24 protein-coding genes and 1 other annotated feature are annotated in these 25253 nt (G+C 53.7%); of the genes, 7 read left to right on the forward strand and 17 right to left on the reverse strand.

Features of this window, described 5'->3' with window-relative positions; translation table 11 throughout:
- Nucleotides 1-126 precede the first annotated feature (126 nt).
- The 6 genes from thrC to yjjY form a co-directional block, all read right to left on the reverse strand.
- Entirely contained in the window at nucleotides 127-1413 is a 1287-nt protein-coding gene (thrC, locus tag AWR26_RS21675) for a threonine synthase (RefSeq protein ID WP_064568480.1), read from the reverse strand.
- A 3-nt stretch (nucleotides 1414-1416) separates the two neighbouring features.
- The gene (thrB, locus tag AWR26_RS21680; RefSeq protein WP_064568481.1) at nucleotides 1417-2346 is read right to left on the reverse strand and encodes a homoserine kinase; all 930 of its coding nucleotides are present in this window, start codon (nucleotides 2344-2346) and stop codon (nucleotides 1417-1419) included.
- Nucleotide 2347: 1 nt separating this feature from the next.
- Entirely contained in the window at nucleotides 2348-4810 is a 2463-nt protein-coding gene (thrA, locus tag AWR26_RS21685; RefSeq protein ID WP_064568482.1) for a bifunctional aspartate kinase/homoserine dehydrogenase I, read from the reverse strand.
- Between the two features lie 24 nt (nucleotides 4811-4834).
- Nucleotides 4835-4952 (reverse strand) — a sequence feature (Thr leader region).
- Nucleotides 4891-4959 (reverse strand): thr operon leader peptide, encoded by a 69-nt coding sequence (gene thrL, locus AWR26_RS21690; RefSeq protein ID WP_071532065.1) that lies wholly within the window; start codon nucleotides 4957-4959, stop codon nucleotides 4891-4893. It overlaps the preceding feature by 62 nt.
- 210 nt (nucleotides 4960-5169) lie before the next feature.
- The gene (locus tag AWR26_RS21695; RefSeq protein ID WP_064568483.1) at nucleotides 5170-5856 is read right to left on the reverse strand and encodes a tRNA/rRNA methyltransferase; all 687 of its coding nucleotides are present in this window, start codon (nucleotides 5854-5856) and stop codon (nucleotides 5170-5172) included.
- 398 nt (nucleotides 5857-6254) lie between these two features.
- On the reverse strand, nucleotides 6255-6395 hold the full coding sequence (yjjY, locus tag AWR26_RS21700; protein WP_086870418.1) for a YjjY family protein: 141 nt from the start codon (nucleotides 6393-6395) through the stop codon (nucleotides 6255-6257).
- Between the two features lie 94 nt (nucleotides 6396-6489).
- Here yjjY and arcA point away from each other — a divergent pair, with 94 nt between their 5' ends.
- Nucleotides 6490-7206: a two-component system response regulator ArcA gene (gene arcA, locus AWR26_RS21705; RefSeq protein WP_003856501.1), complete on the forward strand. Its 717-nt coding sequence runs from the start codon at nucleotides 6490-6492 to the stop codon at nucleotides 7204-7206.
- Nucleotides 7207-7256: 50 nt separating this feature from the next.
- On the opposite strand, the gene creA is transcribed toward arcA, so the two are convergent.
- A complete protein-coding gene (gene creA, locus AWR26_RS21710) occupies nucleotides 7257-7730 on the reverse strand; it encodes a protein CreA (RefSeq protein WP_064568484.1) in 474 nt (157 codons plus the stop codon).
- Between the two features lie 216 nt (nucleotides 7731-7946).
- On the opposite strand from creA, the gene robA reads away from it, so the two are divergent.
- Entirely contained in the window at nucleotides 7947-8819 is an 873-nt protein-coding gene (gene robA, locus AWR26_RS21715) for an MDR efflux pump AcrAB transcriptional activator RobA (protein ID WP_043955098.1), read from the forward strand.
- Here the strand turns inward: robA and gpmB are convergent.
- A complete protein-coding gene (gpmB, locus tag AWR26_RS21720; RefSeq protein ID WP_043955099.1) occupies nucleotides 8816-9463 on the reverse strand; it encodes a 2,3-diphosphoglycerate-dependent phosphoglycerate mutase GpmB in 648 nt (215 codons plus the stop codon). The genes robA and gpmB overlap by 4 nt on opposite strands.
- A gap of 99 nt (nucleotides 9464-9562) precedes the next feature.
- Here gpmB and yjjX point away from each other — a divergent pair, with 99 nt between their 5' ends.
- A complete protein-coding gene (gene yjjX, locus AWR26_RS21725) occupies nucleotides 9563-10078 on the forward strand; it encodes an inosine/xanthosine triphosphatase (RefSeq protein WP_043955101.1) in 516 nt (171 codons plus the stop codon).
- Here yjjX and trpR read toward each other — a convergent pair.
- Both trpR and sltY read right to left on the reverse strand, forming a co-directional pair.
- Nucleotides 10069-10398, reverse strand: a complete 330-nt coding sequence (gene trpR, locus AWR26_RS21730) for a trp operon repressor (protein WP_007373056.1) — start codon at nucleotides 10396-10398, stop codon at nucleotides 10069-10071. The genes yjjX and trpR overlap by 10 nt on opposite strands.
- 98 nt (nucleotides 10399-10496) lie before the next feature.
- Nucleotides 10497-12437 carry a murein transglycosylase gene (gene sltY, locus AWR26_RS21735; protein WP_064568485.1) on the reverse strand — a complete coding sequence of 647 codons (1941 nt, stop codon included), beginning with the start codon at nucleotides 12435-12437 and terminating at the stop codon, nucleotides 10497-10499.
- A 214-nt stretch (nucleotides 12438-12651) separates the two neighbouring features.
- Here sltY and ettA point away from each other — a divergent pair, with 214 nt between their 5' ends.
- Nucleotides 12652-14319: an energy-dependent translational throttle protein EttA gene (gene ettA, locus AWR26_RS21740; protein WP_064569081.1), complete on the forward strand. Its 1668-nt coding sequence runs from the start codon at nucleotides 12652-12654 to the stop codon at nucleotides 14317-14319.
- A 343-nt stretch (nucleotides 14320-14662) separates the two neighbouring features.
- On the forward strand, nucleotides 14663-15172 hold the full coding sequence (locus tag AWR26_RS21745; RefSeq protein WP_064568486.1) for a response regulator transcription factor: 510 nt from the start codon (nucleotides 14663-14665) through the stop codon (nucleotides 15170-15172).
- Between the two features lie 28 nt (nucleotides 15173-15200).
- Here AWR26_RS21745 and nadR read toward each other — a convergent pair whose 3' ends face one another.
- The 3 genes from nadR to serB are packed head-to-tail and all read right to left on the reverse strand — an operon-like array spanning nucleotide 15201 to nucleotide 18819.
- Complete coding sequence (gene nadR, locus AWR26_RS21750) at nucleotides 15201-16427, reverse strand: multifunctional transcriptional regulator/nicotinamide-nucleotide adenylyltransferase/ribosylnicotinamide kinase NadR (protein ID WP_064568487.1); 1227 nt, start codon at nucleotides 16425-16427, stop codon at nucleotides 15201-15203.
- Nucleotides 16428-16456: 29 nt separating this feature from the next.
- Nucleotides 16457-17839, reverse strand: coding sequence for a DNA repair protein RadA (gene radA, locus AWR26_RS21755; RefSeq protein WP_043956954.1), 1383 nt, complete (start codon nucleotides 17837-17839; stop codon nucleotides 16457-16459).
- 8 nt (nucleotides 17840-17847) lie between these two features.
- Nucleotides 17848-18819 (reverse strand): phosphoserine phosphatase, encoded by a 972-nt coding sequence (serB, locus tag AWR26_RS21760; protein ID WP_007373048.1) that lies wholly within the window; start codon nucleotides 18817-18819, stop codon nucleotides 17848-17850.
- Between the two features lie 118 nt (nucleotides 18820-18937).
- Between serB and AWR26_RS21765 the strand changes: the two genes are divergently transcribed.
- Nucleotides 18938-19582, forward strand: coding sequence for a YtjB family periplasmic protein (locus AWR26_RS21765; RefSeq protein ID WP_043955110.1), 645 nt, complete (start codon nucleotides 18938-18940; stop codon nucleotides 19580-19582).
- A 51-nt stretch (nucleotides 19583-19633) separates the two neighbouring features.
- Entirely contained in the window at nucleotides 19634-20650 is a 1017-nt protein-coding gene (gene lplA / locus AWR26_RS21770) for a lipoate--protein ligase LplA (RefSeq protein WP_064568488.1), read from the forward strand.
- 86 nt (nucleotides 20651-20736) lie between these two features.
- On the opposite strand, the gene deoD is transcribed toward lplA, so the two are convergent.
- From deoD to deoC, 4 genes are all read right to left on the reverse strand, one after another.
- A complete protein-coding gene (gene deoD / locus AWR26_RS21775; protein WP_043955113.1) occupies nucleotides 20737-21456 on the reverse strand; it encodes a purine-nucleoside phosphorylase in 720 nt (239 codons plus the stop codon).
- A 57-nt stretch (nucleotides 21457-21513) separates the two neighbouring features.
- On the reverse strand, nucleotides 21514-22737 hold the full coding sequence (deoB, locus tag AWR26_RS21780; protein ID WP_064568489.1) for a phosphopentomutase: 1224 nt from the start codon (nucleotides 22735-22737) through the stop codon (nucleotides 21514-21516).
- A 51-nt stretch (nucleotides 22738-22788) separates the two neighbouring features.
- Nucleotides 22789-24111 (reverse strand): thymidine phosphorylase, encoded by a 1323-nt coding sequence (deoA, locus tag AWR26_RS21785; RefSeq protein ID WP_064568490.1) that lies wholly within the window; start codon nucleotides 24109-24111, stop codon nucleotides 22789-22791.
- 140 nt (nucleotides 24112-24251) lie between these two features.
- Nucleotides 24252-25031, reverse strand: a complete 780-nt coding sequence (deoC, locus tag AWR26_RS21790) for a deoxyribose-phosphate aldolase (protein WP_064568491.1) — start codon at nucleotides 25029-25031, stop codon at nucleotides 24252-24254.
- Between the last annotated feature and the right edge of the window lie 222 nt (nucleotides 25032-25253).

Consider the following 25253-nt stretch of genomic DNA (forward strand, 5'->3'; position numbering starts at 1 on the left):
TTGTTATTGTCCGCAATCCTAATCTCTGAACCCCCGCATTTAATGGGAATTCATCCGTTTTCCCTGCCATTTTTCTACATAATTTCTCCCTGATTCCCCCGCTTACAGGCAGGGGAAGCAGAGAAATTACGCGTGGCGCATCATCAACTCGCGTAATGCCGCGAAATCCGCAGGTAACTGGTGGGAAAGCAGCGGCAGATCCGCGCGGTCCGCCAGCTCTTTCGGCAGCGGCAACGGTTCGCCCAGAATCTCTTCCACGCTCTCTTTGAATTTCGCCGGATGAGCCGTACCGAGGAACAGTCCGTACTCGCCCGGATTCAGCTGATCGCGCAGGGCGCGGTATGCAATCGCAGCATGCGGCTCTGAAACATAGCCTTTATCCTTCAGCTCGCGCATGGCCGCTTTCGTCGTTTCATCGTCCACGGCAGCATAGCCCAGCTCATTCAGACGCCAGATTTTACGGCGGAACAGCTCTTCAACACGCGGCCAGTTGTTCGGCTGGCTAACATCCATGGCGTTTGAGAGCGTCGCTTGCGTTGCTTTCGGCTGCCATTGCCCCTCTTTGAGGAAACGCGGCACGGTATCGTTGGCATTGGTCGCTGCGATAAAGCGTTTGATCGGCAGCCCCAGCGATTTCGCCAGCAAACCTGCGGTCAGATCGCCAAAGTTACCGCTCGGAACGGAAACCACCAGCTGGTTACGTGCTTCCTGCGGCAACTGCGCAACCGCTTCGAAGTAGTAACAAATCTGCGCCAGCAAGCGGCTGATATTGATCGAGTTCGCCGAGTTCAGCCCCAGCGCGGCTTTCAGTTCTTCATCGTCAAAAGCCTGTTTCACCAGTGCCTGGCAGGCATCGAAGTCGGCATCAATTGCCACAGTTTCGATATTACCGCCCAGCGTGCAGAACAGTTTTTCCTGCAACGGGCTGATTTTGCCTTGCGGATAGAGGATCACCACGCGCACATTTTTCATGCCGTAGAAAGCATGAGCAACCGCAGCGCCAGTATCACCCGAAGTAGCCGTCAGAATGGTCACCGGTTTGTCGCCGCTGATGGCGCTCAGCATCTGCGCCATAAAACGTCCGCCGAAATCTTTAAACGCCAGCGTTGGCCCATGGAACAGCTCCAGGCAGCCGATATCGCTTTCTACCGGTTTAACCGGCGCCGGGAAAGCAAACGCGGCGCGTACCCGCGCTTCCAGTTCGTCCTGCGGAATTTCGTCGCCAATAAAAGCGGCAAGGATTTTCGCGCTGCGGCTGACAAAATCCTGCTCCAGCATGGCGTCGATTTCCGTCAGGTTAAATTCTGGCAGATCGTGCGGGAAAAACAGGCCCTGATTTTTGCCAAGCCCTTGCGTTACGGCCTGCGCAAAGCTGACCTGCTCGTTGTGATCTTTTAAGTTGTAGAGTTTCATTGGTTATCCCACTACTCGTGCGCCCGCCGTATCCAGCCGGCAAATATGAACAAAGCCTTCCTGATTTTGCAGATAGTGTTTGCCAAGCCAGTCGGCTACGCGCTGGGCGGTATCCGGCTTATCGCACAAAGCAAACAGCGTTGGCCCGGAACCGGAGATCCCACAGGCCAGCGCGCCAATATCGGCCACTGCCTGACGCGCTTCGCCAAAGCCCGGCAGCAATTTCATGCGGTACGGCTCGGCAATCACGTCTTTCATCAATTTTGCCGCCAGCGCGGGCTGGCGGGTGTAGCAGGCGTGAATAAAGCCCGCCAGATGCCGCCCGTGAGCGATGCAATCCTGACGGCGATATTGCGCGGGCAAAATAGCGCGCGCTTCCGCCGTTGAGACTTTAATACCCGGATAGGCCAGCACCCACAACCATTCATCAAAGCCAGGCACCTGCTGACTGATAATGCCGCTTTCCTCGATCATCAACTGCATACCACCGAGGAAACAAGGTGCGACGTTATCGTAATGCACGCTGCCTGAAATACGCCCTTCCAGCTCGCCCATCAGCGCCAGCATGCGCGAATCATCCAGCGGTTTACCGCAATACTCGTTCATCGCCACCAGCGCGGCGACAACGGAGCACGCGCTGGAACCGAGCCCCGAGCCAATCGGCATGTTTTTTTCCAGCGTCATTGCCACCGGGACTTGCTTGCCAATCGTCTGGCAGAACAGTTCCCAGCACTGATAAACGATATTTTCCTGCGGTTCAGTCGGTAATTTACTGGCAAAACGGCCAATATTTTTCAGGCTGAAATGTTCTGCGGCTTCCACCGAAACATTATCGCCCAGCAAAGTTCCATCTACCGGCGTTACCGCCGCGCCCAGCACATCAAAGCCAACACTCATATTGGCGCTTGAAGCCGGAGCATACACCTTCACCATGTCAGACTCCTAACTTCCAGGACAGGGTACGCAGCAGGTCTGCGAATACGCCAGCTGCTGTTACATCGTTACCCGCGCCGTAACCGCGTAATACCAACGGCAACGGCTGATAATAGTGGCTGTAGAACGCCAGCGCATTCTCACCATTTTTCACTTTGTAGAGCGGATCATTACCGTCAACAGCGGCGATCTTCACCCGACAGGTGCCATCTTCCTCAATATTACCGACATAACGCAGCACTTTTCCTTCATCACGGGCTTGCGCCACGCGAGAGGCGAACTCGTCATCCAGTTGCGGCAGGCGCGCCATCAAGCTCTCAACATCGCCGGACGCATCAAACGTTGCGGGTAAGACGGGCTCAATGACAATATCAGAAAGCTCCAGTTCTCGTCCGGTTTCACGAGCCAGAATCAATAGTTTACGCGCGACATCCATCCCGGAGAGATCGTCCCGCGGGTCCGGTTCGGTGTAACCCAACTCACGCGCCAGCGCCGTGGCTTCCGAGAGGTTCATTCCCTCATCCAGTTTGCCGAAAATAAACGACAGTGAACCAGAAAGGATCCCGGAGAAGTGTTGCAACTCATCGCCGGCGTTGAGCAGGTTTTGCAGGTTTTCAATCACCGGCAGGCCTGCACCAACGTTGGTGTCATACAGGAACTTACGGCGAGATTTCTCCGCTGCGCGACGCAACTGGTGATAGTAATCCAGCGACGAAGTGTTGGCTTTCTTATTCGGCGTGACAACGTGGAAACCTTCCCGCAGGAAATCCGCGTACTGATCGGCCATCGCCTGGCTGGAGGTACAGTCAACAATCACCGGGTTAAGCAGATGATACTCTTTCACCAGACGGATCAAGCGCCCCAGATTGAAAGGCTCTTTCGCCTCCGCCAGTTCGGCCTGCCAGTTTTCCAGATTCAGGCCATGCACATTGGTCATCAACGCTTTTGAATTCGCCACGCCGCAGACGCGCAGATCGATATGCTTGTTTTTCAACCAGCCTTGCTGACGCTTCAACTGCTCCAGCAGCGCACCACCGACACCACCAACGCCAATGACAAAAACTTCAATCACCTGGTCGGTGTTAAACAACATCTGGTGAGTAACGCGCACCCCGGTCGTCGCATCATCATTGCTCACTACAACCGAAATAGAACGTTCAGAGGAGCCCTGAGCAATCGCCACAATGTTGATATTGGCGCGCGCCAGAGCAGCAAAGAATTTCGCCGAGATACCGCGCAAGGTACGCATGCCATCGCCGACCACGGAGATGATCGCCAGACGCTCCATCACTGCCAGCGGTTCCAGCAGCCCCTCTTTGAGTTCCAGATAGAACTCTTCATTCATCGCTTTCTGAGCGCGAACACAATCGGACTGCGGCACACAGAAGCTGATGCTGTATTCCGAGGAGGATTGGGTGATCAAGACGACGGAAATCCCTGAGCGTGACATCGCCGCAAATACGCGGGCAGCCATGCCGACCATGCCTTTCATGCCCGGGCCTGAAACGCTAAACATCGCCATGTTGTTCAGGTTGGAGATCCCTTTCACCGGCAGACCATCTTCGTCCGACGTTGCACCAATGAGTGTGCCGGGAGCTTGCGGGTTACCGGTATTTTTAATCAGGCAAGGGATCTGGAACTGGGCAATCGGGGTAATCGTGCGGGGGTGAAGAACTTTGGCGCCGAAGTAGGAAAGCTCCATGGCTTCCTGATACGACATTGACTTCAGCAGCCTGGCGTCCGGCACCTGCCTCGGGTCGCAAGTATAAACGCCATCGACATCCGTCCAGATCTCACAACAATCGGCGCGTAAACAGGCGGCCAACACGGCGGCAGAGTAATCCGAACCGTTGCGCCCCAGCACGACCAGCTCACCTTTTTCGTTACCGGCAGTGAAACCAGCCATCAGCACCATATGATCTTGCGGAATGCGGCTGGCAGCGATGCGGCGAGTTGATTCTGCAATATCAACAGTCGATTCCAGATAGTGACCAACGGCGAGTAATTTTTCCACCGGATCGATAACGCTGACTTTATGACCACGCGCTTCCAGCAAGCCGGCCATGATGGCGATAGAGAGTTTTTCGCCACGGCAGATCAGCGCCGCATTGATACTGTCCGGGCACTGGCCCAGCAGGCTGATACCATGCAGGACATGCTTGATCTGCGCGAACTCTTGTTCGACGAAGGTTTTTAACTGTGCGAGGGGAAATCCAGGTTGCGCATCGGCCAGCCCTTGCAACAGGCCGGCGAAAATGCGTTCTGCATCGCTAATATTCGGTACTGCATCCTGGCCACTGATGGTCTTTTCGATCATCGCCACCAGATGGTTGGTAATTTTCGCGGGGGCAGAAAGTACGGTCGCTACCTGCCCCTGCCTGGCATTGCTTTCCAGAATGTCGGCAACACGCAGAAAACGTTCTGCATTTGCCACTGATGTACCGCCGAACTTCAACACTCGCATGGTTTTACCCCTTGATCTTTGGTCGAAAAAAAAGCCCGCACTGTTCAGGTGCGGGCTTTTTTCTGTGTTTCCTGTACGCGTCAGCCCGCACCGTTACCTGTGGTAATGGTGATGGTTGTAATAATGGTAATGGTGCTGATGCGTGTCATAGATGTTGTGTGCTCTGTAATATTATCTGTCTGTGCTGTATGCCTATATTGGTTAAAGTATCTGCCCGCTTAAGTCAATTTATTTTTATTTTTTACGTTTTTATTCGCCTTCCCGGCTGCGCTGAAACGACAGTTAATTTCAGCGCGACAGGGTCATTACAACAATAGATTTCAGCGGCTTTAACTATAAAACAAACTTATCGCAGTGACTTACTCGGCGAGTTTTTTTTCAATATCATGAAGCAATCGATGCAACATTGCCGTATCGCGTTGTTCAAGCAGACCAAGACGCTGATCCAGCCAGTCCACCATTTTTATATCGTCCGCAACGCCAAGTTTTTCCAGTAATTCACGGGCTCGTGAGCGCAATGCGCGCAACTGATTATCATCAACTGGAGCCGCTTGCTGAGGTGCCTGTTGCATTAATGATGCTAATTGATAGCAAAAAACCATTACTGCCTGCCCCAGATTCAGCGATGGATAATCCGCCGCCATCGGCACGCCGGTTAAGATGTCCGCCAGCGCCAGCTCTTCATTGGTTAAACCGGAATCTTCACGGCCAAAGACCAGCGCAGCGCTGCCAAGCCACGTACGCTTCTCCTGCAATAGCGGCACCAGTTCTGCTGGCGTCGCGTAATAGTGAAACTTCGCCCGGCTACGTGCCGTGGTCGCAATGGTGAACTGAACATCCGCCAGCGCGTCGGCAAGCGTCGCATAACTTTTAACATTATCAAGAATATCGCCGGAACCGTGGGCAACACGGCGTGCACCTTCCTGCAAATGCGCCTCGCTATCGACGATGCGCAAATCATGAAACCCCATGGTTTTCATCGCCCGGGCAGCGGCTCCGACGTTTTCGGGCCTCGCAGGGCAAACGAGTACAACAGCCAATTGCATTTTACTTTCTCTTCTTACTGATTCCGCAGGAGAATGTGACATACATCAACATACTACGCAGAGCGAATTTACAATTTTCTAACACAAATCACTGATTTTCAGATTTCGCACATTAAAAAAAAGCTAAACTGTTTATCAGCAATCGTACCTGCTAAGATGTTAACAGAAGGGACTTATCCCTATGTTTATAAATAGTATTTTATGACAGTATTTCGTTCTTGTATTGGATTAATCATATTTATCAATTAATATGCGCAACTAATTGGTTTATTGATAAATAGTCGCAAGCGCTGGCATTTGGTCATGAGGATTTCGCCAGACTGTTAACGTGCTACAATTGAACTTGATATATGTCAACGAAGCGTAGTTTTATTGGGTGTCATTTACGTCTTAGCCTGTTATGTTGCTGTTAAAATGGTTAGGATGACAGCCGTTTTTGACACTGTCGGGTTCAGAGGGAAAGTGCCCACGACCAAGCTAATGATGTTGTTGACGTTGATGGAAAGTGCATCAAGAACGCAATTACGTACTTTAGTCATGTTATGCCGTCATGTTAATTTTCGACATGCACCAGGCTGGTCAGGGACTTTTGTACTTCCTGTTTCGATTTAGTTGGCAATTTAGGTAGCAAACATGCAGACCCCGCACATTCTTATTGTTGAAGACGAGTTGGTAACACGCAACACGTTAAAAAGCATTTTCGAAGCAGAAGGCTACGATGTCTTTGAAGCGACTGATGGCGCTGAAATGCATCAGATTCTTTCTGAAAATGATATCAACCTGGTGATTATGGATATTAACCTGCCAGGTAAAAACGGTCTTTTGCTGGCACGCGAACTTCGTGAGCAGGCGAACGTCGCACTGATGTTCCTGACCGGACGTGATAACGAAGTCGATAAGATTTTGGGCCTCGAAATTGGTGCCGACGACTACATCACGAAGCCGTTTAACCCACGTGAACTGACGATCCGCGCACGCAATCTGCTGTCCCGCACCATGAATCTGGGCACGGTCAGCGAAGAACGCCGCAGCGTTGACAGCTACAAGTTCAACGGTTGGGAGCTGGATATCAATAGCCGCTCACTGATCAGCCCAAACGGCGAACAGTATAAGCTGCCGCGCAGTGAATTCCGCGCGATGCTGCACTTCTGCGAAAATCCGGGGAAAATCCAGTCCCGTGCCGAACTGTTGAAAAAAATGACCGGCCGCGAGCTGAAGCCGCACGACCGCACCGTGGACGTGACGATTCGTCGCATTCGCAAACATTTTGAATCCACGCCGGACACGCCGGAAATCATCGCCACCATTCACGGTGAAGGTTACCGTTTCTGCGGCGATCTGCAGGAATAAGCGAAGATTAATAAAAAAAGCGGCGCTCAGGCGCCGCTTTTTTATTTCCACTATTTGTTCCACGGAATGATAGGAACTGCACTTAAAGCATTCTTCGGTGAACCTTCGACCACTTTGTCGGAGTAGGCTAAGTATGCCAAAGTGTTACGTTTTGCGTCATAGAAACGTACTACCTGCAATTTTTTAAATACCAGCGAAGTCCGTTTCTGGAAGACCACATCGCCCTGCGCCTTGCCATTTTTAATTTTATCGCTCAGTTCAACCGGCCCAACCTGCTGGCAAGAAATGGCAGCATCCGAAGTGTCCTCCGCCAGCCCCAGCCCGCCTTTGATACCGCCGGTTTTCGCCCGGCTGATATAGCAGGTCACGTTTTTAACGTCCGGGTCGTCAAATGCCTCAACTACAATTTTGTGATCCGGGCCAAACATTTTAAAGACCGTATCCACAGAACCAATCTGTTCCGCATGGGCTGAACTCCACGCCACCAACATCAACACAGGAATGCATAACTTCGTGTATTTCATATTGTTACCATTTTTGAATATTACGTTTAGCAACTATTCAGTTTCCAAATGAGAAACTGTTTGCAGATCACCGATTTACAAAATTTACGATGAAAATCAGTCACAATGCGCATTTATGCACAAAAAAAACACCGAATGCTAAAGCCTTAAAAACCCGCTATTATCCGTCCCCTGGTATCAGGTGTTCATCGCTGTATTTAAGGAAGAGGATATTGTATGGATCAGGCTGGGATCATTCGCGACCTACTCGCCTGGCTGGAAGGCCATCTGGATCAGCCACTCTCATTAGATAATGTGGCGGCAAAAGCGGGCTATTCCAAGTGGCATTTGCAACGGATGTTCAAAGACGTCACTGGCCAGGCCATTGGCGCTTATATCCGCGCTCGTCGCCTGTCAAAATCCGCAGTCGCCTTACGGCTTACCGCCCGTCCCATTCTTGATATTGCGCTACAGTATCGTTTCGATTCACAGCAAACGTTCACCCGGGCTTTTAAAAAACAGTTTACCGTCACGCCAGCGCTCTATCGCCGTTCGCCGGACTGGAGCGCCTTTGGCATCCGCCCGCCGCTGCGTCTTGGCGAGTTTACCTTGCCCAAACATGAATTTGTAACGCTGCCGCAGATGCACCTAATCGGTACAACGCAGAGCTACACCTGCTCGCTGGAGGAGATCTCCGATTTCCGTAATCAAATGCGCATCCAGTTCTGGCGTGAATTTTTAAGCAATGCGCCGACGCTTCCTCAGGAGTTGTTCGGGCTGCACGAACCACGCCCGAGCCTCGAGAAAGATGATGAGCAGGAGGTGTTTTACACCACGGCGCTGACGCCGGAAATGGCGAATGGTTATTTGAGCCATGCGCAGCCGGTATTACTGGAGGGCGGCGATTACGTGGCCTTCTCTTTTGAAGGCTCTCCGGACGGATTACAGAATTTTATTCTGACCGTTTATGGCACGTGCATGCCAATGCTCAACCTTACGCGCCGCAAAGGCCAGGATATTGAGCATTTCTACCCGCAGCATGACGACTCACGCGACCGTGAGCCGCCGTTACACATTCGTTGCGAATATCTGGTGCCTATCCGCCGTTAACGCTGTAACTCATCCAGCGCAGGGGCGTCGAGATGCGAAACATCGCCTGCGGTTTCCACCACCCAGCCGGATGCCAGCCACGGGCTGTGCTGGTAATCGATGCGGGAGATGGAGCAGTTGCGCAGCCGCAGACGGCGTTCTGCATAAGCCGGAAGCCCGAGAATGGTACTCACCAGGCAGCCCAGCGCCATACCGTGACTGACCAACATCGGGCGGCTTCCTTCCGGTAGCTCCAGACAAGTAGCCAGCGCGGCGTGCATACGATCGCTCAGCTCTTGCATCGACTCTCCGTCAGGAATACGGCCATCTGCCGTGCCATTCACCAACTGGCGACGCCAGCCCTCTTCTTCTTCCGTCAGGGAATCGATATGGCGGCGTTCGAGCACGCCCATGTCAAGCTCGCGCAGACGCGGCTCAAGCGTAATTTCGCAACCGCAGGCATCAGCGATGATCTCCGCCGTGCGACGGGTACGCCCCAGATCGCTGGCAATAATATGGGTGATGCCCAGCGCTTTCGCGCGTTCAGCCACCTGCCACGCCTGCGTTTCCCCTTTTTCGGTTAACGGACTGTCTGACTGGCCTTGAATACGACGCTCGGCGTTCCACTGCGTTTCACCGTGGCGAACAAGGTATACCTGTAACATGCTTTTTTATCCATTATACTGCGATGAATTTATTATCTGAGGAAGGCCTCTGTCCGGGATAAAGAACGCGTCTCGTTTCGGACAAGCCAATTATAGATTATGCACCATGTTGTCTCAGCTACCACAAATCCCGCGAAAATTCGGGCAATTCAGCACGCTTTTAACGAGATCTTCGGCGAAGGATCCTGCCATATAGAATCTGTCTCCGTCGATAGCGGCGTGCCTGAACAGCCGTTTGGCAGTCAGGAAACGCGGGCTGGCGCACGTAATCGCGTGAGCAATGCCCGCAAGCTACGGCCTGACGCTGATTTCTGGGTGGCCATTGAAGCAGGCATTGATGAAGGCAGTACGTTTAGCTGGGTCGTCATCGAAACCCCAGAAATGCAGGGCGAAGCACGCTCAGCCACGTTACCGCTGCCAGAGATCATTTTGCAGAGAGTTCGCGCCGGTGAAGCGCTCGGACCGGTGATGTCACACTACACCGGCATTGATGAGATTGGCCGTAAAGAGGGGGCAATTGGTGTTTTCACTGCCGGAAAACTCACCCGCGAGAGCGTTTACCACCAGGCGGTAATTCTGGCGCTAAGCCCGTTTCATAACGCGGTTTACCGCTGATCGTTCAGCAGCGTCTGCTCCAGCCACAGACGCAAATCGGCAGGCGCCGCTTTCAGGCTGTTTGAGCCGCGGGTAATGGTCGCAATGCCCGCGCCCAGTTCGCTTTTCAGCTCACGCTGGCTCATCTCGCCGCGCAACAACTCTTCGATAATGCGCACTCGCGTCCCCAACGACTCGCGCTCATCCGGCGTAAGCATCAAATTAAGCAGCGGAAGGTGCAGATCCTTTTCATATGACTGCCTGACCAACTCGACAAAACGTCGCCACTCCTGGTCGCGCTGTTCGGCCATTGCTGCTGAATAAGGAGATTGCTGAGTCATAGTTTTCCGCCATTCGTTGGTTTCGGAAGCCCTTTAGGCAGGCTTCCGAAAAGAGTGTACTCGTTAAAGAGTACACAGCATAGCATAAACCTTAGAAATCAGTAACGGCGCTGCCACTCGGCGTCAGTAAAGATGACAGGTTTGCCACCATCGAGGAAATAACGGTAGTAGGCATCGTAAGCGAGGACGTTTTTCACATAGCTGCGGGTTTCCGAGAACGGGATACTTTCTACAAACGCCACGGCGTCCAGTTTTCCGGCGCTGTTGTTCAACCAGCTACGTACCCTGCCCGGCCCGGCGTTATACGCCGCCGAGGAGAAAATCCGGTTGTTGCCGAACTGCTGATAAACATATTGCAGGTAGCTGGTGCCAATGTTGATGTTGGTTTCCGGATCGAAAAGCTGGCTGGGATTGCGATAACCGGCAATGTTAAACATCTTCACTGTATGGGTGGCAGTGCCGGGCATAATCTGCATTAACCCGCTCGCGCCAACCGGCGAACGCGCCGTTGGATTCCATGCGCTCTCCTGACGGGAAATCGCCATCGCATAGCTCTGGCTAATGGCTTTGCCGTTGGTGTAACGCGCATACAAATCGCTGTAGGCCAGCGGGAATCGTTCTTCCAGATGATCCCACAATTTACCGGCAATGGTGGCCTGCACGCTGAGATCCCACCAGTGCTGGTTGAATGCATAGCGTGCCAGTTGCGCCTGCTCTTGCTGCGAGCGGCTGGTGACCAGATTCGCCCATTCACTGCGGGCGGTATTATCCAGCCCCCAGTACATCAATTCGCGCACGCGAGCCATTTCAGCGCCCTGAACCAACGCCGGATCGGGGTTACCAGGCACTTTATCGATCTGAAGTTGATAATCTTCCCCTAAGCGTTGCGCCGCGGCCATCGGATAAAATCCGCGCTGCTGCATCAACGCATGCAGGATCGATTTGGCCTCTTCATCGCGACCGCGCTCCAGCAACAAATCAGCCTGCCAGTAACGCCACTCATCTTTCTCTTTCGCCTCCATCGGCAAACGGGAAAGCCAGGTATTCAGACCGCGACGATCGCCGGCGCCGATCGCCATCCGCACTCGCCGTTCCAGAAGCGATGTGGATTGCGAACGCATCACCGCATCATCGCGCCAGCGCGCCTGTTCGCTGGTCACGTCATTTCCCATCAAACGCCAGGCAACAATATCACGCAGCGTCTGGATTTGATCCTCCGTCAGTTGCTGCGCCTGCGCCAGCGAAGGGATCAGCAAACGGGCATTTTCCACATCCTGCCGGGCAACGCTTTCAAACGCTTCCGCCGCCATTTGCCGGGTAAAGTCGGTCGCGCCGGTGGTGGTGGCGAACGTCATGACGCTATTGGGATTGTTGGCAAGATTAATGATGGCCTGGGAAATAGTTTGATAATCAGCGGGCATCTGCCCGGCCAGCAGCGTCACCAGTTGCGTATTACCGGCTTTCATGGCCAGCCGGATACGTTCAAGAAATGCCAACGGATCCTGCTTTCCGGAAGCACGCCAGGCACCAAACAGCCGGTCACAGGCATTCGGTTGGCTTTTACCGCTCAACCAGAGCTCTTTTGCTCCCGCCCACGCCTCATCTGCCTGCCCGGTGCTCCATTTGGCGAAATAGTAGTTACATTGCGCTTCGGTAGTCGCTGGTTTTTCCGGGCTGAAAGCCAGCAGTCCGCGCCAGTCTTCACGCCGCGCCAGTTCGTTAACAAAACGGGATTTCAGAGCACGTGCTGGCGGCAGCGTCGGGTTCTGCTGCACGAAATTGGTTACCGTGATGGCCGGTTGATTCATCAGATCATCGGTAATCTGGCGGTATTGCAAATAGGGATACAGCGGATAATTAGTCAGCGTAGGCAGCAGTTGCTGCACCACATCCATTTGCTTGTTATCCCATGCGCTTTTGATCTGCGCATAACGGTTACGTTGTTCATCCAGTGAATCTGCGCGCGCCATATTGCTGAGGGACAGCAAACAAACGCAGGCCGCCGCAAATCGCCAGGCGGCATGTTTAGCTCTCTGCACAGCTCTTTCCTCTTTCTGTCACGTTATTGGCAGCATCATGCCGCGTAATGAGTTAATGCTAACCGGGCATGCCGCTACGCGCCATGTTCTGCACACTTTTTTACCTTTTTGTGGTGATTTAACAGTGTGGGTGCTGTTGGCTGGGATTAAGCGCCGAAAACCGCTACACTCCGCTGTTGAATACTACTCTCATGACAAAGAGGCGAAGTCCAACGTGGCTCAATTCGTATATACCATGCATCGTGTCGGCAAAGTTGTCCCGCCGAAACGTCATATTCTGAAAAATATCTCGCTAAGCTTCTTCCCGGGCGCAAAAATCGGCGTGCTGGGTCTTAACGGTGCCGGTAAGTCTACCCTGCTGCGCATCATGGCCGGCATCGATACAGACATCGAAGGTGAAGCCCGCCCGCAGCCCGGCATCAAAATTGGTTATCTGCCGCAGGAACCACAACTGAACCCGGAACATACTGTCCGTGAATCGGTTGAAGAAGCCGTTTCCGAAGTGGTTAACGCGCTGAAAGGTCTGGATGAAGTGTACGCGAAGTACGCGGAACCCGATGCAGACTTCGACAAGCTGGCCGCACAGCAAGGTAAGTTTGAAGAGATTATCCAGGCGCACGACGGTCACAACCTGAACGTGCAACTGGAGCGCGCGGCGGATGCCCTGCGTCTGCCGGACTGGGATGCCAAAGTCGCTAATCTTTCCGGTGGTGAACGCCGCCGCGTCGCGCTGTGCCGCCTGCTGCTCGAAAAGCCGGACATGCTGCTGCTCGACGAACCGACTAACCACCTTGATGCTGAATCCGTGGCGTGGCTGGAACGCTTCCTGCACGACTTCGAAGGCACCGTGGTGGCGATCACCCACGACCGTTACTTCCTTGATAACGTCGCCGGCTGGATCCTCGAACTCGACCGCGGCGAAGGCATTCCATGGGAAGGTAACTACTCCTCCTGGCTGGAACAAAAAGATCAGCGTCTGGCGCAGGAAGCCTCTCAGGAAGCGGCTCGCCGGAAATCCATTGAGAAAGAGCTGGAGTGGGTTCGTCAGGGAGCGAAAGGCCGTCAGTCGAAGGGCAAAGCCCGTCTGGCGCGCTTTGAAGAACTTAACAACACGGAATACCAGAAACGTAACGAAACCAACGAACTGTTTATTCCGCCTGGACCACGTCTGGGTGACAAAGTGGTTGAGGTCAGCAATCTCAGCAAATCCTACGGCGATCGCCAGTTGATTGACAATTTGTCCTTCTCCGTACCGAAAGGTGCCATTGTCGGCATTATCGGTCCAAACGGCGCGGGTAAATCGACGCTGTTCCGTATGATGTCCGGTCAGGAGCAGCCGGATAGCGGCTCCATCACCTTGGGTGATACCGTGAAACTGGCCTCGGTTGACCAGTTCCGTGACGCGATGGATAACAGCAAAACCGTGTGGGAAGAAGTTTCCGGCGGGCTGGATATCATGCGTATCGGCAATACCGAAATGCCGAGCCGTGCTTATGTGGGTCGCTTTAACTTTAAAGGCACCGATCAGGGCAAACGCGTTGGCGAACTCTCCGGTGGTGAGCGCGGTCGTCTGCATCTGGCGAAGCTGCTGCAGGTAGGCGGCAACGTATTGCTGCTCGATGAACCGACCAACGACCTGGATATCGAAACGCTGCGCGCGCTGGAAAACGCCCTGCTCGAATTCCCGGGCTGTGCGATGGTTATCTCGCACGACCGCTGGTTCCTTGACCGTATCGCCACCCACATTCTGGATTACCAGGATGAAGGTAAAGTCGAGTTCTTCGAAGGTAACTTCACCGAATACGAAGAGTATAAAAAACGTACGCTTGGCGCTGACGCGCTGGAGCCAAAACGTATTAAATACAAACGTATCGCTAAATAAGCGCCGTCTAAGCGGATGGATTTCCCATCCGCTTTATCCCCTCCCCCGCCACGCTTCCCCCCGAAATGCGCAGAGAATTCATCTGCAACACTGAGCAAATAAAGTGTTTTCGTTTTTGCATAATATCCACATTAAACCCAGGTATTCGCGCACGCATTGCTCACGGCGAATCAAAACAAAAACACAGCAAAAAAACATCGATGCAGAATAAAAACACACAAAAATATAAATAAATGGTTTTATATTTTGATGATTTATGAAAAAACCACGCTATTGCTTAACGAAAAAGCCACCGGATAATATTGATCTCCCCTAAAGCCGAATCAATATATGGTTATATTCAATGCAGATCATTACGGAAAATGCATATTTAAAATGCGGTCTGCAAACACTTATTCAGCAGCACGCGATAAAACTGAATGCGGATGATGTGATTATAGATTTTGATAATCATCTGCTTGTTATCACCACCTTGACGACGCTGAAAGAAATTACGGAAAGTGATAATTCATTTGAAAAATTTCTGCTGTATCCCTTTTTCAAAATAAGTAAAAGCCTGCCAATCGACGTTTTCCAACGGACCCTACAACAAAAGGCCTGGCGAAATAAAAAGAGGCTCGAGGGGAAATTAGCACTGACCCGAAAAGAAAGAGTGCTACTTAAACATATTATTAATAGAGAAACGCAGACCGATATATTCAGCAACGGCGAAATGGATGTAAAAACGTTCAGCACCCACAAATATAATATGCTGAAGAAAGTGAACCAGCCTTCTGTCGCGACGCTGAATCAGGTTTACTATCACTGGGAAAGTTTGTGTAACCAGCCGACCTGTTATCCGCTTGCCGGGTAAAGTGAAAATACCCGGCCAGTAGCTGCACTTACGCGCCCATCAGTTTCTTCACCAATTCGACACACTGCAAAAACCGTGAATCATAGTCAGCAGATTCGACACGGACAAAATCAATATGGTTTTCCTGTAGCATAGAAACCAACAGATCCTGAAACTCTTTCCGGTCAACCGAACTGCCCAGACTTCTTAAGCCATCATTCACCCACGGCGTATTATTTTCCAGCAGGATCACTAAATCGAAGCGATATTCATCAATTAACGCCTGCACGAAGGGATGCTCACGCCCCTCATATTTTTTGCAAAACGCCTGCGTGGTGACAAAATCCGTATCGATAAACGCCACTTTATTCGCATATTTCACCGCGAAATCGATATATTGCGCATGGCCTAAAGCAATTTTATCGTAATCAGAATATTGCAGCGCAATCTCATCGCCGCCGAGATGAGAAAATACGTAGTCCCGGCCATATTCCCACGCGCTGGTGGTGTTAAAAATATTGGCAAGTTTATTCACCAGCGTCGATTTACCGCTGGATTCACCGCCCAGAATAGCCACGGTGCGGACAAAGAAAGGTTTTACTTCCGTCGGAATATAATCCCAGTAGCGGAATGGATTTTCGCGGATCTGCGAGCCGCTGATATTCATAAACGTACGCTGCGGATCTACCAGCACGGCCTCAATGCCTAAATGTTGCAAATACTGCGGCGCATCAGACTCTTCCGAGGTGTAGATCCAGTTTGGCGTAATGCCTTTCTCTGTCATAAACGCTTTGATGCCTTTACTCCAGACATCCCAGCCGTGCGGATACGGCTCCATGCCCTCTTCATTAAAAGCATGAATACGAATATTTTTCTGATACTTAAAGGTTTGCAGCAGCCAGCGCAGCCGATCGCTGACCGTCGGTTGCTGCGACATGGCGCTGTCTTCAAACAGCTCGCGATCGCGCGTTTCGTCGTAGCCGAGGATAATGTGCAATTCATCAACCTGGCTACAGGCGCGCTGGATTAAATAGATATGGCCGGTATGCAGCGGATAAAACTTACCGAATACCACGCCAATATTTTTCTGCCGCCGGGGAAATTCAAGGTCGAGGAAGCGGTGCAACGCCTCCAGCTTTTGCGCGCTGGGGCTTTTAATCTTGGCATTCAGCAGTTGGCTTAAATAGCCTTTGGTCATACCGCTGGCATCGGCCACTTGTTGTAAGGTACAGCCCTTCTGGCGAATCGCGGTTTTTAAATAATCAAATGACGACATTGTTGCCTCCTGCAAAAATCTTTAGCCAATTATAAGTCGTCAAAGACGTTTAGCGCATCCGCGAGCTTCTTCACACCGAAAATCTGCATCCCTTCCGGCACTTTTTTCGGCACATTTGCCGCCGGAACAATCGCGCGGCGGAAACCGTGTTTGGCCGCCTCAGAAATACGCTCCTGGCCACTCGGCACCGGACGGATCTCACCGGCCAGCCCCACTTCGCCAAACACCACGAGGTCCTGCGGCAGCGGTCTGTCGCGCAGGCTGGAAACCATCGCCAGCAGCAGCGCCAGATCGGCACTGGTTTCGGTCACTTTCACCCCGCCGACAACGTTCACGAACACATCCTGATCCGCCATCTGCAAGCCGCCGTGGCGATGCAATACCGCCAGCAGAATCGCCAGGCGGTTCTGCTCAAGACCCACCGCCACGCGGCGCGGGTTCGACATCATCGAGTGATCCACCAACGCCTGGATCTCAACCAGTAGCGGGCGCGTCCCTTCCCATACCACCATCACCGAGCTACCGGAGGTCACTTCATCCCCGCGGCTAAGAAAAATGGCCGAAGGGTTGCTGACTTCACGCAGCCCCTGTTCGGTCATCGCAAACACGCCGAGCTCATTCACTGCACCAAAGCGGTTTTTGTGGCTACGCAAGGTGCGAAAACGGGAATCGGCATCGCCGTCGAGCAGCACCGAACAGTCGATACAGTGCTCCAGCACTTTTGGCCCCGCCAGCGAACCATCTTTCGTGACATGGCCGACCATAACAATCGCCACGCCGCGGGTTTTCGCGAACCGCGTCAGATATGCTGCCGTCTCGCGCACCTGGGCAACGCTACCGGGCGACGACTGAATGTCCGCCATATGCATCACCTGAATCGAGTCGATCACCATCAATTTAGGTTGTTCTTCATCAGCAATCATGCAGATTTGCTCGATGCTGGTTTCCGAAAGCATATTCAGGTTGCCCGTCGGCAGCCCCAGACGATGGGCGCGCATCGCCACCTGTTGCAACGACTCTTCACCGGTGACATAGAGGGTTTTCATCTGTTCGGCGAGCTTACACAGCGTCTGCAACAGCAACGTTGACTTCCCTGCGCCCGGGTTACCGCCAATCAGAATGGCGCTCCCCGGCACAACACCGCCGCCGAGCACGCGGTCAAACTCTTTAAAACCGGTCGAAAAACGCGGCAGCTCTTCCAGACTGATTTCCGAAAGTTTCTGCACTTTCGAGACGCCCGCGCTCCCGGCGTAGCCGGAGAGGCGCTCATTACGCGCCACGGTGGGCGAAGCGGCCACACGGATTTCAGTAATGGTGTTCCATGCATGACAGGCGCTGCACTGCCCCTGCCAGCGCGGATAATCCGCGCCGCATTCATTACAGACAAACGCACGTTTGGGAGCTTTCGCCACAATCACCTCTACTTCTTATTAATACTGCCGGAAAGAATACAAAATACGCCCATCAGGTCGGCGTGACGAATGGAGACTTCCGCTTTCTCATTCACTTTGGGTTTCGCGTGGAAGGCAATCCCCAACCCGGCGGCTTTGATCATGGGCAGGTCATTCGCGCCATCGCCAATGGCAACGGTTTGCGTGACCGGAATCTCGTACTTCTCAGCCAGCGCTTTCAATGTGTTGGCTTTATACTGGGCATCGACGATATCGCCCAGCACCTGGCCGGTGAATTTGCCGTCCATGATCTCCAGTTCATTCGCCACTGCCGCCGTGAGGTGCAACTTATCGCGCAAGTAATCCGCAAAGAAGGTAAAACCGCCGGAGGCAATCGCCACTTTCCAGCCCAGCGTCTCCAGCTTCAACACCAGTTGCACCAGACCCGGCATCAGCGGCAGCGACTCACGAACTTGCATCAGGATATTGGCATCCGCCCCTTTCAGCGTTGCCACGCGACTGCGCAAGCTGGCAGTGAAATCAAGCTCGCCGCGCATCGCGCGTTCGGTCACTTCCGCCACCATCTCGCCCGTCCCGGCAAGCTTCGCAATCTCGTCAATACACTCGATCTGAATCGCGGTGGAATCCATATCCATCACCAGCAGCCCTGGCGAGCGCAAATGCGGGATTTTACCCAGCGGCGCTACATCCATGCCTTCGTCATGCGCCAGACGCGACGCTCGCGGCGTTAACGAACCCGCCAGGCGGATCACCTGATAATCATCGACGCACCAGGCCGCCACAATCACCATTGCCGCACCCAGTTTGCGCTGGTAGGTCGTCAGGCGCGTTTTATCAAGATTGCGCCCATACAGGAGCCAGCCGCTTCGACCAGCGTGATAGTCCAGAGGCATGACCTCATCACCACTTAAAGAGAGCGGCAACCCTGGCCACTGAGAAACATCGTCGGGCAGATCGCACCAGGTCAAACTGTTAAGCATTAAAGCTCCTGTAAAAACATTCGCGCCAGAAAGCATCGGAGGGGAAAATAACGCATGAGGCTACCTTGTAACCAGCGCTTCTGGCAACATTAAGCCTCAAATTTTCAACAGGTGGAATATGGCTCGCGCAAAACTTAAATTTCGGCTGCATCGCGCCGTAACAGTCCTCATCTGTCTGGCATTGCTGGTCGCGCTGATGCAGGGCGCATCCTGGTTCAGCCAGAACCATCAGCGCCAGCGCAATCCACAGTTTGAAGAGCTGGCCAGAACCCTGGCGCGCCAGGTGACGCTCAACCTTACCCCGCTGATGCGTACCGAAACGCCGGATGAAAAACGTATTGATATCGTGCTACGCCAGCTTACGGAAGGGAGCCGAATCCTCGATGCCGGCGTATATGACGCACAGGGCGATCTCATCGCACGTTCGGGCGAAAGCATTGACGTTCGCGACCGGCTGGCGCTCGACGGCAAGAAAGCCGGCGGCTATTTCAATCAACAAATTGTCGAACCCATTCAGGGGAAAAGCGGCCCGCTGGGTTACCTGCGCCTGACGCTGGATACCCACACGCTGGCGACGGAAGCGAAGCAGGTTGATAACACCACCAATATTCTGCGCCTGATGCTACTGCTGTCGCTGGCCATTGGCGTCGTGCTGACGCGTACGCTTTTGCAGGGCAAACGCACTCGCTGGCAACAGTCGCCGTTCCTGCTGACGGCTAATAAATCCGTGCCGGAAGAAGAAGAGCACGAAAAGAAAGAGTAGCGGCTACCGCTAACGGTAATCTATTGAAAAATCAAAGAAAGGAAACCGGCTATGTCAACGCTTCGTCTGCTTATCTCTGAATCCTACGATCCGTGGTTCAACCTGGCGGTGGAGGAGTGTATTTTCCGCCAGATGCCGGCAACCCAGCGCGTGCTGTTTTTATGGCGCAACACCGATACGGTGGTTATCGGCCGGGCGCAGAACCCGTGGAAAGAGTGCAATACGCGGCGCATGGAAGAAGATAACGTGCGGCTGGCCCGGCGCAGCAGCGGCGGCGGCGCGGTTTTCCACGATCTCGGCAACACCTGCTTTACCTTTATGGCCGGGAAACCCGAATACGACAAAACCATCTCCACGGGTATTGTGCTCGCGGCGCTGAATGCGCTTGGCGTAACGGCGGAAGCTTCCGGGCGTAACGATCTGGTGGTAAAGACCGCAGACGGCGACCGCAAAGTGTCTGGCTCCGCCTACCGTGAAACCCGCGATCGCGGCTTCCACCACGGTACGCTGCTGTTAAATGCCGATCTCAGCCGTCTGGCTAATTACCTCAATCCGGACAAGAAAAAGCTGCAAGCGAAAGGCATTACTTCCGTGCGCGGACGCGTCGCCAACCTGGTGGAATTACTGCCGGGCATCACCCACGAAAAGATTTGCCAGGCGGTAACGGAGGCCTTCTTCAGCCACTACGGCGAACGCGTGGCGGCCGAAATTATCTCGCCGGAGAAAACGCCGGATCTGCCCAATTTCGCCGAAACTTTTGCCCGCCAGAGCAGTTGGGAGTGGAACTTCGGTCAGGCGCCAGCCTTCAGCCATTTACTGGATGAGCGCTTTACCTGGGGCGGCGTGGAGCTGCATTTCGACGTTGAGAAAGGCCATATCACCCGCACGCAGGTGTTTACCGACAGCCTGAACCCGGCACCGCTCGAAGCGCTGGCAGCGCGTCTGCAGGGCTGTCTGTACCGGGCGGATATGCTGGCGCAGGAGTGCGATGCGTTATTGGTGGATTTTCCGGATCAGGAACAGGAGCTGCGCGAGTTGTCGGCGTGGATTGTCAAAGCGGTGCGTTAACTTTAGCTGCCTGATGGCGCTGCGTTTATCAGGCCAGGGGAATACAGGCCGGGTAAGGCATCGCCTCCACCCGGCACAATAAAGACTTACGCTTTATCGCCCAGCAGGACAGATTCCAGCGCAATTTTGATCATGTCATTAAACGTCGTCTGACGCTCAGCAGAGGTGGTCTGCTCATGGGTGCGGATATGGTCGGAAACGGTGCAGATAGTCAGCGCTTTCGCACCGAATTCTGCCGCCACGCCATAAATACCCGCCGCTTCCATTTCCACGCCGAGAATGCCGTATTTCTCCATCACATCGAACATTTCGCCGTCCGGAGAGTAAAACAGATCGGCAGAGAACAGGTTCCCCACGCGCGCGTCAACGCCCAGCGTTTTCGCCGCATCAACGGCGTTACGCACCATGTCGAAATCAGCAATCGCCGCAAAGTCGTGATCTTTAAAACGCATGCGGTTTACTTTGGAATCGGTGCAGGCACCCATACCAATCACGATATCACGCAGTTTCACATCCATACGCACCGCACCGCAGGAACCGACGCGAATGATTTTCTTCACGCCGAAATCGGTGATCAGCTCTTTGGTATAGATGGAGCAGGACGGAATGCCCATACCGTGGCCCATTACCGAGATTTTGCGGCCTTTGTAAGTACCGGTATAACCCAGCATGCCGCGCACGTTGTTCACTTCGCGGTAATTTTCGAGGAATGTTTCGGCAATGTGCTTCGCACGCAGCGGATCGCCCGGCATCAGCACAACATCCGCGAAATCGCCCATTTCTGCATTAATATGTGGGGTAGCCATCGTTAATTCCTTTATGTCGGTAGAACAGAAAGGGCGGGAAGCTCCCGCCCAAAATCATCAGAACATGGCTTTGCCATAGTCCATATCAGAAACGCCAAAGTATTTCGCCAGCGTCTGACCAATGTCCGCGAACGTTTCACGGTGGCCAAGCGAACCGGGTTTCACTTTCGGGCCGTAAACCAGCACCGGGATGTGCTCACGGGTATGATCGGTGCCTTTCCAGGTCGGATCGCAGCCGTGATCGGCGGTAAGGATCAGGATATCGTCCTCACCCACCAGTTCCATTAGCTCCGGCAGACGACGGTCAAACAGCTCCAGCCCGCCCGCATAACCGGCGACATCGCGGCGATGGCCCCATGATGAGTCAAAGTCAACGAAGTTGGTAAAGACAATTGTCTTATCGCCCGCTTCTTTCATCTCTTTCACGGTGGCGTCAAACAGCGCATCCAGCCCGGTCGCCTTCACTTTTTTGGTGATGCCGCAGTTGGCATAGATATCGGCGATTTTGCCCACGGAAACCACCTGGCCGTCTTTCTCTTCCACCAGTTTTTGCAGCACGGTGGCTGACGGCGGCTCAACAGCCAGATCATGGCGGTTACCGGTGCGCTGGAAGTGACCCGCCTTATCACCGACAAACGGACGCGCAATCACGCGACCAATGTTGTAACCCCCTTCGGTCAGCTCTTCGCGGGCGATTTCGCACAGTTCATACAGCTTATCGAGACCAAACGTCTCTTCATGACAGGCGATCTGGAAGACAGAGTCCGCAGAGGTATAGAAAATCGGTTTTCCGGTTTTCATATGCTCTTCGCCCAGTTGATCGAGGATCACCGTCCCGGAAGAGTGGCAGTTGCCGAGATAACCCGGCAGATTTGCACGTTCTACCAGTTTATCCAGCAGCGCCTGCGGGAAGCTGTTTTCGGTATCGCTAAAATAGCCCCAATCGAACAGCACCGGCACACCGGCGATTTCCCAGTGGCCTGACGGCGTATCTTTGCCGGAAGAGAGCTCATGCGCCCACGCGTAAGCGCCGGTGATTTCTGCGTTACCGTCCATCCCGGCCGGGATAAAACCGGTCGCGCCTTCATGGGCTTTTGCCAACCCCAGACGGGTCAGATTAGGGAGATGCAACGGCCCTTTACGCCCGGTATCGGCTTCACCTTTCGCACAGGCTTCAGCGATGTGGCCGAGCGTGTCGGAACCCGCGTCGCCGAAGCGCTCCGCGTCTTCAGTCGCGCCGATGCCGAAAGAGTCCAGCACCATAATAAATGCACGTTTCATATGTTCTCCGTACCTTGTGCTTTGTAAAAAAGCGATCAGATCAGTATACCGTTATTCAGTAATGCGGCGATAGACCGTTGGTGTCTCTTTTGCGGCGATGTCCTCGACAACAAGGGCGGCCTTCACCGCCTGCGCCGCGTCCTGCCAGCTGGCTTCATCCTTCGCATGAATGACCGCCAACGGACGCTGACCATCCACGCGCTCGCCCAGACGCACCATATCGGTAAAACCAACGCTGTAATCGATACTGTCCGTTGCCTGGCGACGGCCGCCGCCCATCGACACCACCGCCATGCCCAGCGCGCGGGTATCCATTGCGGTAATAAAGCCTTCGTCGTCGGCGTAAACGGCTTTGCTCAACGTGGCGGAGGGCAGATAGTTGGCGTAGTTCTCAACGAAATCCGTCGGCCCTTTCTGCGCCGCAACCATGCGGCCAAAGATCTCTGCCGCTTTTCCGTTATCCAGCACCGCTTGCAGTTTCGCCCGGGCTTCCGCGTCATCTTTCGCCAGTTTGCCGGAAATCAGCATCTCCACGCACAGCGCCATCGTGACATCAAACAGGCGCGGGTTACGGTATTCGCCGGTGAGGAATTGCACCGCTTCACGCACTTCCACCGCATTGCCCGCGCTGGAAGCCAGCACCTGATTCATATCGGTCAGCAGTGCGGTCGTGCGCACGCCTGCGCCATTCGCCACGCCCACAATCGCCTCCGCCAGTTGTTCGGAGAGCGCATAAGTCGGCATAAACGCGCCGCTGCCGACTTTCACGTCCATCACCAGCGCATCAAGGCCTTCAGCCAGTTTTTTCGCCAGAATGGAAGCGGTGATCAGCGGGATCGAGTCCACCGTCGCGGTGATATCGCGGGTGGCATAAAAACGTTTATCGGCCGGGGCCAGTGAGTTGGTCTGGCCGATAATCGCCACGCCAACATCCTTAATAATGTCGCGGAAGCGGCTATCGTCCGGGAAAATGTCGAAGCCGGGAATGGCTTCCAGTTTATCGAGCGTGCCGCCGGTATGCCCCAGCCCGCGCCCGGAAATCATCGGAATATAACCACCACAGGCGGCAACCATCGGGCCAAGCATCAATGAGGTCACATCCCCAACGCCGCCAGTAGAGTGTTTATCAACAACCGGGCCGTTGAGATTAAGGAGTTTCCAGTCCAGAACCGAACCGGAATCGCGCATTGCCATGGTCAACGACACGCGTTCTGGCATGGTCATGTCATGGAAAAAGATGGTCATGGCAAGCGCGGCGATCTGGCCTTCAGAAACGGTGTTATCGCGAATCCCGCTGATAAAGAAACGGATCTCTTCATCACTCAGTGCGAGACCATCGCGTTTTTTACGAATAATTTCTTGAGCGAGAAACAAGGTAACCCCCCTGAGGAATGATACGACCGGGCAAGCAAAGTGACCCGGCAAAACATGGTGTCATCAGCATATACCGCCGGATGGCGGCGATACCTTACCCGGCCAGCGAGGTAGAGATGCAGGCCGGGTAAATGAAGCCATCAGTAGCTGCTTGCGCTCTTACCGTCGCCGTGTCCCAGCGCTTTCAGCAGGCTTGCCAGCAGGCTGGATGCGCCAAAGCGATAGTGACGGGCATCGGCCCAGTTGGCGCCAAACAGTTCATCGGCAATCGCCAGATACTGCTGCGCGTCTTCCGCGCTGCGCACGCCGCCCGCCGGTTTAAAGCCCACGGTTTTCTCAACGCCTATATCGCGGATCACTTCCAGCATGATGCGCGCGCTTTCCGGCGTGGCATTAACCGGTACTTTGCCGGTTGAGGTCTTGATAAAGTCAGCGCCCGCTTTAATCGCGATTTCTGACGCCTTACGGATCAGCGCTTCTTCTTTCAGTTCGCCAGTTTCGATGATCACTTTCAATAGCACGTTGGCTGCGGCACACGCCTCTTTACAGGCTTTGACCAGATCAAAACCGACCTGCTCGTTACCGGCGATCAGCGCGCGGTACGGGAATACCACGTCAACTTCATCAGCACCGTAGGCAATTGCCGCGCGGGTTTCTGCCAGCGCGATGTCGATATCATCGTTGCCGTGCGGGAAGTTGGTTACCGTCGCAATACGTACATCCGGCGTTCCCTGCGCGTTCAGCGTCTTACGGGCAATCGGGATGAAACGCGGATAGATACAAACGGCGGCGGTGTTCCCCACCGGGGTTTTGGCCTGATGACACAGCGCAATGACTTTCTCGTTGGTGTCATCGTCGTTCAGGGTGGTCAGATCCATTAATTGCAACGCGCGCAGGCTGCTTGCCGTTAAATCACTCATATTCTCTCCGACGGCGTAATGCCGATTTTCTGTTCGGGTTTGTTAATATTCTAACATCAACCCACAATTACACTTCGATACCCATCACAGTTAATGAAAACTTAATGCACGTTTGCAAAACCATAATGAGATATTCATCAAACTTTAAAACGCAAAAGCGGTCGTGATTACCGCTAAGGTGCGTATGGATCAAAAGAGGTTATTCGCCGGTGTCTTACACTC

This window comes from Kosakonia oryzae, from assembly GCF_001658025.2.
In the GTDB taxonomy this organism is placed as follows: Bacteria; Pseudomonadota; Gammaproteobacteria; order Enterobacterales; family Enterobacteriaceae; genus Kosakonia; species Kosakonia oryzae.

Excerpts from the sequence above, each read along its gene's own strand:
- thrC (WP_064568480.1), bottom strand. The coding sequence starts at position 1,413 with ATGAAACTCTACAACTTAAAAGATCACAACGAGCAGGTCAGCTTTGCG.
- thrB (WP_064568481.1), bottom strand. The coding sequence starts at position 2,346 with ATGGTGAAGGTGTATGCTCCGGCTTCAAGCGCCAATATGAGTGTTGGC.
- thrA (WP_064568482.1), bottom strand. The coding sequence starts at position 4,810 with ATGCGAGTGTTGAAGTTCGGCGGTACATCAGTGGCAAATGCAGAACGT.
- AWR26_RS21695 (WP_064568483.1), bottom strand. The coding sequence starts at position 5,856 with ATGCAATTGGCTGTTGTACTCGTTTGCCCTGCGAGGCCCGAAAACGTC.
- yjjY (WP_086870418.1), bottom strand. The coding sequence starts at position 6,395 with ATGACTAAAGTACGTAATTGCGTTCTTGATGCACTTTCCATCAACGTC.
- arcA (WP_003856501.1), top strand. The coding sequence starts at position 6,490 with ATGCAGACCCCGCACATTCTTATTGTTGAAGACGAGTTGGTAACACGC.
- creA (WP_064568484.1), bottom strand. The coding sequence starts at position 7,730 with ATGAAATACACGAAGTTATGCATTCCTGTGTTGATGTTGGTGGCGTGG.
- robA (WP_043955098.1), top strand. The coding sequence starts at position 7,947 with ATGGATCAGGCTGGGATCATTCGCGACCTACTCGCCTGGCTGGAAGGC.
- gpmB (WP_043955099.1), bottom strand. The coding sequence starts at position 9,463 with ATGTTACAGGTATACCTTGTTCGCCACGGTGAAACGCAGTGGAACGCC.
- yjjX (WP_043955101.1), top strand. The coding sequence starts at position 9,563 with ATGCACCATGTTGTCTCAGCTACCACAAATCCCGCGAAAATTCGGGCA.
- trpR (WP_007373056.1), bottom strand. The coding sequence starts at position 10,398 with ATGACTCAGCAATCTCCTTATTCAGCAGCAATGGCCGAACAGCGCGAC.
- AWR26_RS21745 (WP_064568486.1), top strand. The coding sequence starts at position 14,663 with ATGCAGATCATTACGGAAAATGCATATTTAAAATGCGGTCTGCAAACA.
- nadR (WP_064568487.1), bottom strand. The coding sequence starts at position 16,427 with ATGTCGTCATTTGATTATTTAAAAACCGCGATTCGCCAGAAGGGCTGT.
- serB (WP_007373048.1), bottom strand. The coding sequence starts at position 18,819 with ATGCTTAACAGTTTGACCTGGTGCGATCTGCCCGACGATGTTTCTCAG.
- AWR26_RS21765 (WP_043955110.1), top strand. The coding sequence starts at position 18,938 with ATGGCTCGCGCAAAACTTAAATTTCGGCTGCATCGCGCCGTAACAGTC.
- lplA (WP_064568488.1), top strand. The coding sequence starts at position 19,634 with ATGTCAACGCTTCGTCTGCTTATCTCTGAATCCTACGATCCGTGGTTC.
- deoD (WP_043955113.1), bottom strand. The coding sequence starts at position 21,456 with ATGGCTACCCCACATATTAATGCAGAAATGGGCGATTTCGCGGATGTT.
- deoB (WP_064568489.1), bottom strand. The coding sequence starts at position 22,737 with ATGAAACGTGCATTTATTATGGTGCTGGACTCTTTCGGCATCGGCGCG.
- deoC (WP_064568491.1), bottom strand. The coding sequence starts at position 25,031 with ATGAGTGATTTAACGGCAAGCAGCCTGCGCGCGTTGCAATTAATGGAT.